The following is a 13026-nucleotide window of genomic DNA, read 5'->3' on the forward strand; positions in this document are numbered from 1 at the left end:
CCCGGAGCCCCGAGCAGTGACCGACACGGTCGCTGCTTTTTTGTTTGTCGGCGCCGGAGCGGGATCGCAACGTGTGCCGTTGTAGAAGAGAGGCACGCCATGACCACCGAACTCACCGAGATGCCCGCCGAGTCGACATCGGACCGACGGATCCGTGCCTTCCGGCCGATCCCGTCGCCACACTCCCTGCTGACCGAACTCCCCCTCACCGATCGCCGCGCGCGGCAGGTCGCCGCCGACCGGGCCGAGATCGCCGACATCCTCGCCGGCACCGACGACCGCCTGCTGGTGGTGGTCGGACCGTGTTCGGTCCACGACCCGGTGGCCGCGCTGGACTACGCCCGGCGACTCGCCGCAGTGGCCGACGCCCACGCCTCGCGACTGAAGATCGTGATGCGTGTGTACTTCGAGAAACCGCGCACCACGGTCGGGTGGAAGGGACTCATCAACGACCCCGCCATGGACGGCAGCTTCGACATCGAGCGCGGGCTCCGCACCGCGCGCGCCCTGCTGCTCGACGTGATCGACCTCGGTCTGCCGGTGGGATGTGAGTTCCTCGAACCCACCAGCCCCCAGTACATCGCCGACACCGTGTCATGGGGTGCCATCGGGGCCCGCACCACCGAGTCGCAGGTGCACCGACAACTCGCGTCGGGCCTGTCGATGCCGATCGGGTTCAAGAACGGCACCGACGGAGACGTACAGGCGGCGGTCGACGGTGTGAACGCCGCTGCGGCGCAGCACGTCTTCTTCGGCGTCGACGATCAGGGCCAGGCGGCGGTCGTGGAGACCGCGGGCAACACCGACTGCCACGTCATTCTCCGCGGCGGTCGATCGGGGACCAACCACGACATCGACTCGGTGCGGGCCGCGGCGGCGGTCCTGTCGGCGGCCGGCAACCCGCCGCGTCTGATGATCGACTGCTCGCACGCCAACTCCGGAAAGGACCACCGCCGTCAGGCCGAGGTGGGCACCGAGGTCGCGGCGATGATCGCGCATGGCGCACACGAGGTCTCGGGGATCATGCTGGAGAGCTTCCTCGTCGCCGGTGCGCAATCGCTCGACCACCGGACACCGGGCGAGCCCCTCGTCTACGGGCAGTCGGTGACCGACAAGTGCATGGACTTCGCCACCACCGTCGACGTGATCGAGTCACTCGCCGCGGCGGTCGCGACCAGATCGGCGAGCGCGGCGATGTCGGCCTGAAACCTGTGCTCCGGGGGCGTGGCGAAGCCGACGACAATGCCCCCGGACGGCAGTGGACCCGCGTCGGGATGACGGAAACCGTCGAGTCCGGCGACGGAGAACCCCCGCTCGGTGGCCAGCCGGAGGACCCGCCGCTCGGTGGACGGTGACACCGACAGCACGGCGTGCAACCCGGCCGACACCCCTGACACCTCGATCCCGCGGGCCCGCATGGCGGCGGTGAGGGCGTCACGTCGCGCTCGGTAGTGCGACCGGCTACGCCGCACGTGTCGGTCGTAGGCGCCCGACTCGATCATGTCGCCGAACACCATCTGATCGACGATGCTGGCCGTTGCCTCACGAGGCCCTTTCGCCCGCACGACCTCGGCGAGTAGCCGGTCGGGCACCACGATCCACCCGATGCGGACCGCCGGCGACAGCGACTTGCCGGCCGAGCCGAGGTAGATCACCTCGTCGGGTGCGAGACCCTGCATCGCGCCGACCGGCTCGCGGTCGTAACGCAGTTCGCCGTCGTAGTCGTCCTCGACGACGACTCCGCCGTGCTCGCGCGCCCAGTCGACGAGCTGAGCCCGGCGAACCGGATCGAGTGCGTGACCGGTCGGGTACTGGTGGCTCGGGGTCACGACGACGTCGGTAGCCGCCGAGCCCGCGAGCTCGGTGACGTCGAGACCACCGGAGTCGATGGTGATCGGCGTGACACGGGTGCCGCCACGTTCGATCATCTCGCGGTGAAACGGTAGGCCGTGGCTCTCCACGCCGACGGTGTCGCCGAACACGCTGCGTGAGAGCAGTTCCAGGGATTGTGAGACCGACGTCGTGAGCACGATGTGGTGCTCGTCGGTGCGGAGGCCCCGCACGCGGCCGAGATACCCCGCCAGCGCGCGTCGTGTTGGGAGGTGTCCCCGTGGGTCGCCGATGCCGAACGCGGAGTGCGGTGCGGTGTCGAGCGCGCGACGGGTGCTGCGGATCCAGTCCGCGCGCGGGAACAACGCCGGCTGGGGTTGGCCCAGGCGGAAATCGTGTGCGGGAACCGGCGTCTCGTCGGGACGCGCGCGTGGTGGGGACGCGACATGGGACAGATCGGCCACGCGGGTGGCCGACCCGACCCGCGCCACCAGCCACCCCTCGGCGATCAGCTCCTGATAGACACCGGCGACGGTCCCGCGCGCCATGTGCAGATCGGCGGCGAGCGAGCGATACGGCGGGAGCGTGCTGCCCGGGAGTAGGCGGCCGTCGGTGATCGCGGACCGGAGAGCTGTCGCCAGAGCCCTACGTCGCCCGCGTGAACCCGGAACGGACTCGACGTGCAGCAGCAGGTCGGCGCCCAGCCGTCCCGCCAGATCGGCCCACGAGTTCGTCATCGAATTGCACTCTATCGGGCGTCAATCGGGCTCTAGCGTTGTTCGCATGACCACCGACACCCTCTCCACGCCCGCCCAGCGACTGACCGTCCCATCGACCAATCCGAGGGTCCACAAGGCGCTCGTCGCTCTGCAGATGGCGGCGGCGGCCGACGTCGACGCCCCGCTCGCCGAGCTGATCAAGATCCGGGCCTCACAGATCAACGGCTGCGCCTACTGCCTCCACATGCACTTCTCCGACGCGACGGCGATGGGCATGTCCGACTCGAAGCTGCACATGGTCGCGGTGTGGCGAGAGGCGCCGAACTTCTTCACGGCGGCGGAGAAGGCCGTGCTCGAGTTCACCGAGGCCGTCACACGACTCGGCGAACACGGCGTTCCCGACGACGTCTTCACCCGCCTCGCCGAGCACTTCGACGACTATCGCATCGGCCAGCTGCTCGCCACGGTCATCATGATCAACGCGTGGAACCGGATCGCCGTGACCAGTCGCTACCCCGCGGGCGCCGACGAACGCACAGCCTGAGAACTCGCCCTCAGCCGACGGTGACATGAGCGGCGTCAGCCGACGGTGACATGCGCGGCCTCAGCCGACGGTGACATGGGCGGCCTCAGCCGACGGTGACATGGGCGGCCTCAGCCGACGGTGACATGAGCGGCCTCAGCCGACGGTGAACACCACGAGCCACACCGCGATGTAGTGCACGGTCGCCGCGATGACGGTGGCCGCATGGAAGAACTCGTGATGGCCGAAGGTCGACGGCCAGGGGTCGGGCCACTGGATCGCATAGAGAACCGCGCCCACGCTGTAGAACACGCCGCCGACGGCCAGGAGGACGACCACCGCGACCCCGGTGCGGTCGAGCAGCTGGGGGAGTACCGCGACGATGGTCCACCCCAGCAGCAGATAGAGCGGCACCCCGACCCAACGAGGCGCGCGCGGCCACAGCATCTTCAGCGTCACCCCGGCCGCGGCCCCCGACCAGACCACCGCCAGCACGATCCACTTCGTCGGCGACGGCAGGCCGAGCACGCAGAACGGCGTATAGCTGCCGGCGATGAAGATGAAGATCATCGAGTGATCGGCGCGCTTCATCCAGATGCGGGCGCGGGCGGTCGACCAGTTCACGCGGTGGTAGGTGGCGCTGACCCCGAAGACGCCGCACACGGTGAGTGCATAGAGCCCGCACGCCGCGGCGGCGACCGGACCCACCAACGCCCATGACACCGAGACGAGGGTCGCGCCGGTGACGATCGCGACGAAACCGGAGTAGAGGTGGATCCACCCCCGCATCCGAGGCCGCAGGTCGGCGAGCACCGACAACTCGGCGACGTCGTGGGCGCGGACACTCGTCGGGTCATGCCCGGGAAAGAGTCCTGCCGGAGGTCGATCCGTCGAGAAGTGCTCGGTCACCGTGCTGCCGCCTTCCGTCGGGGTGATCGTACGGCGTGAAACCTACGGTAACGTAGGTTGCCCGCTTCGTGCCTCGGGTGACACCCAGAAAGGGCGAGTAGTCTTCCGTTCCGTGAAGGCGACCCGTGTTGACCCCGACGTCATGGGTCCGCTGTCGTGAGATTGATCCCGACCGGCGTCCGCGGACCGATGTACCGGATCTACGAGAGCCGGCTCGTCCAGCTGATGGACACCGAGCGGCTCCCGCGGCACATCGCGATCATCTGCGACGGCAACCGGCGGTGGGCTCGTGAGGCAGGCTTCGAGGACGTCAGCCACGGTCACCGGGTGGGTGCGCAGAAGATCGCCGAGATGCTGCGCTGGTGTTCGGAACTGTCCATCGAGACCGTCACCATCTACCTTCTCTCCACCGAGAACCTCCAGCGAGCCTCCGACGAACTCGAGGCCCTGATGGAGATCGTGCCCGACATCGTCGAGGAGATCGCGACGCCCGACGAGCAGTGGCGCGTCCGGATCGTGGGTACGCTCGACCAACTGCCCGAGCCGGTGGCCCGCCGGTTGAAGACCGCTCAGGAGCGCACCACCGACCGCACCGGCATGCACGTCAACGTCGCCGTCGGCTACGGCGGTCGCCAAGAGATCGTCGACGCGGTCCGGTCGCTGCTGCACGATCGCGTGGACGAGGGTGCCGGCGTCGACGACCTGCTCGACGCGGTGACCGTCGAGGCGATCGACGCACACCTCTACACCAAGGGACAGCCCGACCCCGACCTCGTGATCCGCACGTCCGGGGAGCAGCGTCTCTCGGGATTCCTGCTGTGGCAGAGCGCGTACTCCGAGATCTGGTTCACCGACGCCTACTGGCCCGAATTCCGGCGGGTGGATTTCCTTCGCGCACTGCGCGATTACGCCGCCCGCAGTCGTCGCTTCGGACGCTGACCCACCGATGGCGGCCGAGCGGTCGAGATCTGAGGATCCGTGGGCGGATCAGATCTTGCGCAGCCGAACCCGATTGATCGAGTGGTCGGCGTCCTTGCGGAGCACGAGAGTCGCACGCGGTCGGCTCGGCAGGATGTTCTGCACCAGGTTCGGCAGATTGATGCCATGCCAGATGTCGCGGGCCGCCTGCGTCGCGGCGGCGTCGGTCAGCGACGAGTACGCGTGAAAGTGTGAGTTCGGGTCGGCGAACGCGGTCGATCGCATCGCGAGGAAGCGGTGCACGTACCAGTCCTCGATGTCCTCGATGCGGGCGTCGACGTAGACCGAGAAGTCGAACAGATCCGACACCATGAGCCGCTGCCCGGTCTGCAGGACGTTGAGCCCCTCGAGGATGAGGATGTCGGGTTGGCGCACATGGTGCTTGGCGTTCTTGACGATGTCGTAGGTGAGGTGGGAGTACACCGGCGCACCCACGTCGGCGGCCCCCGACTTCACCTCGGTCACGAAGCGCAGCAACGCACGTCGGTCGTAGGACTCGGGAAACCCCTTGCGGTGCATGATCCCGCGGCGTTCGAGCTCGTGGGTGGGGTAGAGGAACCCGTCGGTGGTGACCAGATCGACCCGCGGGTGGGCATCCCACCGCGACAGCAGCGCCTGCAGGACGCGGGCGGTGGTCGACTTGCCCACGGCCACACTGCCCGCCACGCCGATCACGAACGGCACCTGTCGCTCGGGCTGGCTCTCCCCGAGGAAGGTCGACGTCGCCGCGAACAGGCGTTGCCGCGCCGCCACCTGCAGGTGGATCAGTCGCGAGAGGGGCAGGTAGACATCGGCGACCTCGGAGAGATCGATCTGCTCGCCGAGACCGCGGTGGCTGCGGAGCTCCTCCTCGTTCATCGCGAGCGGCACCGACTGACGCAGCTGCCGCCACTGGGCGCGGTCCAGCTCGATGTACGGGCTGGGTTCGGTCACGCGAGACACGCCACCCCTGACCGTCGCAGGCACATCCGGGATCGCGCGGTGGCCGGCGATGTCGCCTCACGAGGAGGCCTGCAGAGGAGTCGCTCGATCCCGAGTACGCGCGGCATGGGGTCAAGTGTCGCGAACGTGACGACGAACCGACACCCCGGGGTGGCCCGGTAGCGTTGACCGCATGGATGACGCAGGCGATTCCGAGTCTCTGATCACCGACTACCTGCGCGTGGGCCTGGCCTTCGACCGCCTCGAGGAGGGCTTCGTCGACGCCTACACCGGCGACCCCCGGCTGCGGGCGGAGTCGCTGCGCGACGCCGCCCCCGACCCCGCGACACTCGCGCGTCGGGTCCGGGACCTGCGCGCCGACGCGGAGGCCTCCGACCTGCCCCCCGCCCGGCGCGACTTCGTCGTCTCGCACCTGCGGGCGATGGAGTGCTCGGCGCGACGATTCGCCGGTGAGGAGATCGGGTTCGTCGAGGAGGTGTCGCACTACTTCGACGTCGACATCGACATGGGTGACCCGGACACCTATCGGGCGGCCCACGCGGCGCTCAACGAGGTGCTGGCCGGACGCGGCGACCTCGCCGACCGCTACGCCGCGCACCGCTCCACCGATGAGATCCCCGCCGACCGACTCGACGACTGCGTCTCGGCCTTCAGTTCAGCTCTGCGGGAACGGGTTCGGGTCGATCATCCGCTGCCCGACTCTGAGGTGGTCGAGTTCGAGGTGGTGGGCGACAAGCCGTGGTCGGGCTTCAACTACTACCTCGGCGACTACCGCTCGAAGGTCGCGATCAACTCCGACCTCACCCAGCACATGGCGTCCCTGCCGCACCTCATCGCCCACGAGGCCTATCCGGGACACCACACCGAACACTGCCGGAAGGAACAGCTCCTCGTCGGGTCGGGACAACGTGAACAGACCATCTTCCTGGTCAACACCCCGCAGTGCCTGATGGCCGAGGGCCTCGCCGACCACGCGCTCACCGCGACCATCGGCCCCGACTGGGGCCTGTGGGCGCAGGAGATCTACGCCGATCTCGGTCTGCGGTTCAACGGTGAGCGGGCGCAGCGCATCGCGACCGCGACCGGTGGTCTGCTCGGTGTCCGACAGGATGCCGCGCTGCTGCTGCACGACCGTGGTCGTGACAGCGACACCGTCGCGCAGTACCTGCAGACCTGGCTGCTCGCGTCGCCCGCCCGGGCGCGTCAGATGCTGCGTTTCCTCTCGTCGCCGCTGTGGCGGGCCTACATCAGCACCTACGTCGAGGGCTACCGACTGCTCGCGCGGTGGCTCGAGCACGGATCGGCCGTGAGATCGGGAGAGCGGACGTCGGTGGTCGAGCGCTCGGCCCGGTTCGGTCGTCTGCTCGACGAGCCGCTGACCCCGGCGGCCCTGCGGACCGAATTGGCGCAATAGACTGGGCTCATGACCGTCCACGATGTGACCACCGCGTCCCTGGCCGAACTCGACCCCGACGTCGCCGCGGCGATGAACGGTGAGCTCAGTCGTCAACGCGACACCCTCGAGATGATCGCATCGGAGAACTTCGTGCCGCGCGCGGTGCTGCAGGCCCAGGGCAGCGTGCTGACCAACAAGTACGCCGAGGGATATCCCGGGCGTCGCTACTACGGCGGCTGCGAGTACGTCGACGTGGTGGAGGACATCGCCCGCGACCGCGCGAAGTCGCTGTTCGGCGCCGAGTTCGCGAATGTGCAGCCGCACTCGGGCGCCTCGGCCAACGCCGCGGTCCTGATGGCCCTGATGGAGCCCGGCGAGAAGCTCCTCGGCCTCGACCTCGCCCACGGTGGCCACCTCACCCACGGGATGCGCCTGAACTTCTCAGGCAAGCTCTACGACATCTCGACCTACGGCGTGGACGAGAAGACCTTCCGCATCGACATGGACGAGGTCCGGTCGATCGCGCTCGCGAACAAGCCCAAGGTCATCGTCGCCGGGTGGTCGGCCTACCCGCGGACGCTCGACTTCGCGGCGTTCCGCTCCATCGCCGACGAGGTCGGTGCGCTGCTCTGGGTCGACATGGCCCACTTCGCCGGACTCGTCGCCGCCGGTGTCCATCCGTCGCCGGTGCCCTACGCCGACGTGGTGTCGACCACCGTCCACAAGACCCTCGGCGGACCGCGGTCGGGTCTCATCCTCGCCAAGAAGGAGTGGGCCAAGAAGCTCAACTCCGCGGTGTTCCCCGGCCAGCAGGGCGGACCGCTGATGCATGCGGTCGCCGCGAAGGCCGTCACCTTCAAGATCGCCGCCACCGAGGAGTTCGCCGAGCGGCAGCGTCGCACCCTCGACGGCGCGCGCATCCTCGCCGACCGACTCACCGGCGCCGACGTCTCCGGTGCGGGGGTGTCGGTGTTGACCGGCGGCACCGATGTCCACCTCGTGCTCGCCGACCTCCGCAACAGCGAACTCGACGGCCAGCAGGCCGAGGATCTGCTGCACCAGGTCGGGATCACCGTCAACCGCAACGCCGTCCCGTTCGACCCCCGGCCGCCGATGGTGACGTCGGGACTGCGCATCGGAACACCTGCGCTCGCCACCCGCGGCTTCGGTACCGAGCAGTTCACCGAGGTCGCCGACATCATCGGCACCGCGCTCGCCGCGGGCACCGACGCCGACGTCACGGCGCTGCGCAGCCGGGTGTCGCAGCTGGCGCTGGATTTCCCGCTCTACGACGGGCTGGAGGAGTGGGGGATGCTCAGCACCCCCGCGCGCGTCTAGAAGACGGGGTTCGTTTCCTTCTCGCACGAGCAGTCACTATCCTGACCAGCGTGACTTCAATCGCCGACGACGAACTGATCATGGTCCTGGAGAAGGCGCTGCCTGAGATCGCCGAGGACCACGAACGCAATTCGATCACGTGGAACCCGCACGACCTCGTGCCGTGGGACGAGGGCCGCAACTTCTCGTTCCTCGGCGGCGACGACTGGGAGCCCGGCGAGTCGACGATGTCCGACGAGGTCCGTGCGGCGGTCCTCGCGCTGCTCATGACCAAGGAGAACCTGCCGTCGTTCCACCGGGTGCTGGGTATCCACTTCCCGCCGTTCTCGGAGTGGCGTGCGTTGGTCGGTCGGTGGACCGCGGAGGACAACCGGCACTCCATCGCGCTGCGTGACCACCTGGTGGTGACCCGCCAGATCGATCCCGAGCGTGCCGAGGCGCTGCGCCTGTCGCACGTCACGCAGGGCTACCAGCAGAACCCCGAGTCGCGCGCGATGTCGCCGGCCTACGTCCTCGCCACGATGGCCGTGCACGAGAACCAGAGCGTCGCGTTCGCCACCCGCCTGGCCGAGAAGGTCGAGAGCGAGAGCCTCGCCGGGATCCTGCGCAACGTCGCCAAGGACGACGAGGTGCAGGCATCGACCTTCGCCGCGTTCCTCAACGCGACGCTCAACGCCCAGCCCGACGCCACCGTCACCGCGGTTGCCGCCGCGCTCGACAACGCCGTGCCGATCGGCGCCGACATCGCCGGCTTCGAGGCCGAGCAGGCGCTCATCGCGGACTACGGCGACGAGTCGGTTCTGGTCGGTGTCGCGAAGACCCTCGTCGAGCAGCTCGGCCTGCGTTCGCTCGACGGGTTGTCCGAAGAGGCCGAGGCCGCCCGTCAGAAGCTCCTCACCCGCGCCGACAGCTGAGCTCGTCGGTCGGCCGCGGTCAGGCCGACACCTCGGCGCGTGCCTGTCCGGCCGGGATCGTGACCGTGGCGCGGCGGTGCAGTGTGGTGTTCGGGTCGGCGATCGAGTCGGCGACCCGGAACTCGGCCTCCCACGTCGTCCGCGTGACGCGGTTCAGCACGTAGCCTCGCTGGGCGTTGCCGAACCTCACATGCGGTGATGCCGCCTTGAGCGACTTGTCGGAGGCGTCACTGTCGGCGCCGTCCTTGCCCGACGCGATCGAGGTCCCCGCGAGTTCGATTCCCACCGTGATGGATTCGCGGGTGTACGTTGAACGCAGGTCGGAGACCACGTTGCGGTGGATGTCACCGACGATCGACACGAGGTTGCCGACGCCCCGCTGCCGCGCCCCGTCGAGGATCCGGGCCCGCGAAGCCTCGTACCCGCTCCAACCGTCCATGCTCACCACCCGCCGCCCGTCGACCTGCCGCGCGAGGTCGGCGATGGTCGTCTGGTGGGCGAGCACGTTCCATCGGCGTCCGCTGTTCCCGAGGCCGTCGAGGATCCACTTCTCCTGCCGCGCACCGGTGATGGTGCGACGCGGGTCGGCGGTCTGCGAGTCCTGCGGGGAATCGTTGTCGCCGTTGACCTGATCGCTGCGGTACTGGCGGGTGTCGAGGACGTTGAACCGTGCGAGATCGCCGAAATCGAAACGGCGGTAGGCCTGTACGTCGGCACCCCGGGGTCGCTGGGCCGCACGTACCGGGGTGTTCTCCCACCACGCCTTCATGGCGCCCGCGCGGCGGAGGAGGAACTGGGGGATCGGTGCGTTGTCCTCCGAGATCGGGCCCGCCCAGTTGTTCTCCACCTCGTGATCGTCGAACACGGTGATGAAGGGACTGGCCCGATGTGCCTGCTGCAGTTGGGGATCGAGCTTGTACAACGCGTAACGGTCGCGGTAGTCGTCGAGGGACATCATCTCGCGGGCGCACGATTCGGGCAGTGCCACCGAGGTGCGGCGACCGCTGCCGACGATGCCCTTCTCGTAGACATAGTCACCCAGGTGGAACACGACGTCGGGTGCCGCCGCGGCCATGTCGGCGAAGGCGTTGAAGTAGCCGTCGCCCCACGACTGGCACGAGGCCCACGCGAACGTCAGTGCTGCGAGCGGGGATCCGGCTGCCGGTGCGGTTCGGGTGCGACCGACGTCGGAGACGTGTCCGTCGGCACGGAATCGGTAGAAGTAGTCGCGTGCGGGCGCCAGTCCGCGGACGTCGATGTGCACGCTGTGTCCGTCGGCCGCGGTCGCCAGGGCCACGCCACGGCGCAGCACCGAACGCATCGCCTCGTCGCCGGCCAGCTCCCACTCGACGAGCACCGGACGCTGTCCCATCCCGCCGCCACGGGCCAGGGGATCGGCGGCCAGTCGTGTCCACAGCACCACGCCGTCGGGCAGCGGGTCGCCCGATGCCACACCCAGGGTGAAGAGGTGGTCGCCGCGCGAGGGGGACAGGCCGATCGGCGCGGCGTCGGCGACGAGGCCGGGGGTGAAGGCCAGCGCGCCGGCGACACCGGTCCAGGTGAGGAACCGGCGCCGGGAGACGCCGGCGTGCAGGGTCTTGTCGGGGCCGACGGCGATGTTCGTGGCGTCGCGTGCAGACGGGGACAGACGGTTGCTCATGCGTACAAGCCGACCAGGTTGCCCTGGACCGTTCGCGTCCTGCGTCCGACGCGTCGGTGACCGGCACGTGAAGTTCGACCGCACCCCTCCGGGGGGCGTGAACGGCGGCCGAACAGCGCCCCACGGCGCGTTACGCGTTGTTCACGAACACGCGGTCGGTGCGCCGCGAAACTCGGCTGCGTCGGGCGTACGTTCAGCAGTGACGGATCGCGGGGAAGCGGTTCGTCCGGGAGGTTCTATTCGTGGTTTTCCTCACACACCGCGAGGGGACCGGCCCCGGTCTCTGTACCGGCCCGGTCCTGTCGAAACTGCTTGCGCGGGAGCCGCGTCGGCCGAGGAGCCCAACGTGTCCACACGCACCTATGTCCTTGACACCTCCGTGCTGCTGTCCGACCCGTGGGCGGTGACGCGATTCGCCGAGCATCGCGTCGTCCTTCCCCTGGTGGTGATCAGCGAGCTGGAGGGCAAACGGCATCACCACGAGCTGGGATGGTTTGCGCGCGAGGCGTTGCGGATGCTCGACGATCTCAGGCTCGAGCACGGCCGCCTCGATCTGCCGGTGCCCATCGGTGACGAGGACGGCACCGTGCAGGTGGAGCTCAACCACACCGACCCGGCCGTGCTGCCCGCAGGGTTCCGCACCGACACCAACGATTCCCGAATCCTCGCCTGTGCGTTGAACCTGCGCGCCGAGGGCAAGGATGTCGTGCTGGTCTCCAAGGACACCCCGCTGCGGGTCAAGGCCGGCGCCGTCGGTCTCGCCGCCGACGAGTACCACGCACAGGACGTCGTGGTCTCGGGATGGTCGGGGATGGCCGAGGTGGAGGTCGACTCCGGCGACATCGACAGGCTCTTCGCCGAGGGTGTCACCGACATCGACGCCGCGCGGGAGATGCCGTGCCACACCGGGGTTCGACTCCTCGGCGGCTCCTCGAGCGCGCTGGGTCGGGTCAACGCCGACAAACAGGTACAGCTCGTACGCGGCGAACGCGAGGCGTTCGGACTGCGTGGACGTTCGGCCGAACAGCGTGTCGCGCTCGACCTGTTGCTCGACGAGAGCGTGGGGATCGTGTCGCTCGGCGGCAAGGCGGGTACCGGCAAGTCGGCGCTCGCCCTGTGCGCGGGACTCGAGGCGGTGCTCGAACGACGCACCCATCGCAAGGTGGTCGTGTTCCGTCCGCTGTATGCCGTCGGTGGACAGCAGCTGGGGTACCTGCCCGGCAGCGAGGCCGACAAGATGGGTCCCTGGGCGCAGGCGGTGTTCGACACCCTCGAGGGGTTGGCCTCGACCGAGGTGATCGAGGAGGTGCTCAGCCGCGGCATGCTCGAGGTGCTGCCACTGACCCACATCCGCGGCCGGTCGCTGCACGACTCGTTCGTGATCGTCGACGAGGCGCAGTCGCTGGAACGTAACGTCCTGCTGACGGTGTTGTCGCGCTTGGGATCCGGCTCTCGGGTGGTGTTGACCCACGACGTCGCCCAGCGCGACAATCTCCGGGTCGGCCGTCACGACGGTGTCGCGGCGGTGATCGAGAAGCTCAAGGGGCATCCGCTCTTCGCGCACATCACCCTCACCCGCTCGGAGCGATCGCCCATCGCGGCGCTCGTCACCGAGATGCTGGAGGAGTTCGCGCCGGGAGCCTGAGCGCCGGAAGCGGAGCGAGCGGGCTCGCGGCAATCAGCGAGCGGGCGAAGGTGTGACAGTCGCGCCGGGAGCCTGAGCGCGGGAAGCGTGTAAGCCAACTCACACGCCGGTCGGTGACCGTATATCTGCTGTGTTGTGACCGTGCGGATATCGAATACCGGCCGGCGTGCTC

The 13026-nt window shown here is 68.8% G+C and carries 11 protein-coding genes; 7 read left to right on the forward strand and 4 right to left on the reverse strand.

The window, feature by feature from the left end; genetic code table 11:
• The first annotated feature begins 99 nt into the window (after nucleotides 1-99).
• Nucleotides 100-1206, forward strand: a complete 1107-nt coding sequence (locus ACLBW1_RS06420; protein WP_447810790.1) for a 3-deoxy-7-phosphoheptulonate synthase — start codon at nucleotides 100-102, stop codon at nucleotides 1204-1206.
• Here ACLBW1_RS06420 and pdxR read toward each other — a convergent pair.
• A complete protein-coding gene (gene pdxR / locus ACLBW1_RS06425; RefSeq protein WP_447810791.1) occupies nucleotides 1092-2567 on the reverse strand; it encodes a MocR-like pyridoxine biosynthesis transcription factor PdxR in 1476 nt (491 codons plus the stop codon). The two genes, ACLBW1_RS06420 and pdxR, sit on opposite strands and share 115 nt — an antisense overlap.
• A gap of 46 nt (nucleotides 2568-2613) precedes the next feature.
• On the opposite strand from pdxR, the gene ACLBW1_RS06430 reads away from it, so the two are divergent.
• Nucleotides 2614-3093 (forward strand): carboxymuconolactone decarboxylase family protein, encoded by a 480-nt coding sequence (locus ACLBW1_RS06430; protein WP_447810792.1) that lies wholly within the window; start codon nucleotides 2614-2616, stop codon nucleotides 3091-3093.
• A gap of 135 nt (nucleotides 3094-3228) precedes the next feature.
• Here ACLBW1_RS06430 and trhA read toward each other — a convergent pair whose 3' ends face one another.
• A complete protein-coding gene (gene trhA, locus ACLBW1_RS06435) occupies nucleotides 3229-3861 on the reverse strand; it encodes a PAQR family membrane homeostasis protein TrhA (protein WP_447811168.1) in 633 nt (210 codons plus the stop codon).
• A gap of 276 nt (nucleotides 3862-4137) precedes the next feature.
• On the opposite strand from trhA, the gene ACLBW1_RS06440 reads away from it, so the two are divergent.
• On the forward strand, nucleotides 4138-4920 hold the full coding sequence (locus ACLBW1_RS06440) for an isoprenyl transferase (RefSeq protein WP_447810793.1): 783 nt from the start codon (nucleotides 4138-4140) through the stop codon (nucleotides 4918-4920).
• A 48-nt stretch (nucleotides 4921-4968) separates the two neighbouring features.
• On the opposite strand, the gene coaA is transcribed toward ACLBW1_RS06440, so the two are convergent.
• Nucleotides 4969-5901, reverse strand: a complete 933-nt coding sequence (gene coaA / locus ACLBW1_RS06445) for a type I pantothenate kinase (RefSeq protein ID WP_447810794.1) — start codon at nucleotides 5899-5901, stop codon at nucleotides 4969-4971.
• A gap of 172 nt (nucleotides 5902-6073) precedes the next feature.
• Here coaA and ACLBW1_RS06450 point away from each other — a divergent pair, with 172 nt between their 5' ends.
• Genes ACLBW1_RS06450 through ACLBW1_RS06460 form a run of 3 tightly spaced genes read left to right on the forward strand, consistent with a single transcriptional unit; the run spans nucleotide 6074 to nucleotide 9549 of the window.
• Nucleotides 6074-7315: a DUF885 domain-containing protein gene (locus ACLBW1_RS06450; protein ID WP_447810795.1), complete on the forward strand. Its 1242-nt coding sequence runs from the start codon at nucleotides 6074-6076 to the stop codon at nucleotides 7313-7315.
• A 9-nt stretch (nucleotides 7316-7324) separates the two neighbouring features.
• Nucleotides 7325-8635: a serine hydroxymethyltransferase gene (glyA, locus tag ACLBW1_RS06455; RefSeq protein WP_447810796.1), complete on the forward strand. Its 1311-nt coding sequence runs from the start codon at nucleotides 7325-7327 to the stop codon at nucleotides 8633-8635.
• A 50-nt stretch (nucleotides 8636-8685) separates the two neighbouring features.
• Nucleotides 8686-9549: an acyl-ACP desaturase gene (locus ACLBW1_RS06460; RefSeq protein ID WP_447810797.1), complete on the forward strand. Its 864-nt coding sequence runs from the start codon at nucleotides 8686-8688 to the stop codon at nucleotides 9547-9549.
• Between the two features lie 19 nt (nucleotides 9550-9568).
• Here the strand turns inward: ACLBW1_RS06460 and ACLBW1_RS06465 are convergent, their stop codons facing one another.
• On the reverse strand, nucleotides 9569-11209 hold the full coding sequence (locus tag ACLBW1_RS06465; protein ID WP_447810798.1) for an alkaline phosphatase D family protein: 1641 nt from the start codon (nucleotides 11207-11209) through the stop codon (nucleotides 9569-9571).
• Between the two features lie 346 nt (nucleotides 11210-11555).
• Here ACLBW1_RS06465 and ACLBW1_RS06470 point away from each other — a divergent pair, with 346 nt between their 5' ends.
• Nucleotides 11556-12854, forward strand: coding sequence for a PhoH family protein (locus ACLBW1_RS06470; protein WP_447810800.1), 1299 nt, complete (start codon nucleotides 11556-11558; stop codon nucleotides 12852-12854).
• The last annotated feature ends 172 nt before the right edge of the window (nucleotides 12855-13026 follow it).

This window comes from Williamsia sp. M5A3_1d (assembly GCF_053345315.1).

What these genes read in the sequence shown, in the direction of transcription:
- glyA (WP_447810796.1), top strand. Translation starts at nt 7,325, where the DNA reads ATGACCGTCCACGATGTGACCACCGCGTCCCTGGCCGAACTCGACCCC.
- ACLBW1_RS06465 (WP_447810798.1), bottom strand. Translation starts at nt 11,209, where the DNA reads ATGAGCAACCGTCTGTCCCCGTCTGCACGCGACGCCACGAACATCGCC.
- ACLBW1_RS06450 (WP_447810795.1), top strand. Translation starts at nt 6,074, where the DNA reads ATGGATGACGCAGGCGATTCCGAGTCTCTGATCACCGACTACCTGCGC.
- ACLBW1_RS06430 (WP_447810792.1), top strand. Translation starts at nt 2,614, where the DNA reads ATGACCACCGACACCCTCTCCACGCCCGCCCAGCGACTGACCGTCCCA.
- trhA (WP_447811168.1), bottom strand. Translation starts at nt 3,861, where the DNA reads ATGCGGGGGTGGATCCACCTCTACTCCGGTTTCGTCGCGATCGTCACC.
- pdxR (WP_447810791.1), bottom strand. Translation starts at nt 2,567, where the DNA reads ATGACGAACTCGTGGGCCGATCTGGCGGGACGGCTGGGCGCCGACCTG.
- ACLBW1_RS06420 (WP_447810790.1), top strand. Translation starts at nt 100, where the DNA reads ATGACCACCGAACTCACCGAGATGCCCGCCGAGTCGACATCGGACCGA.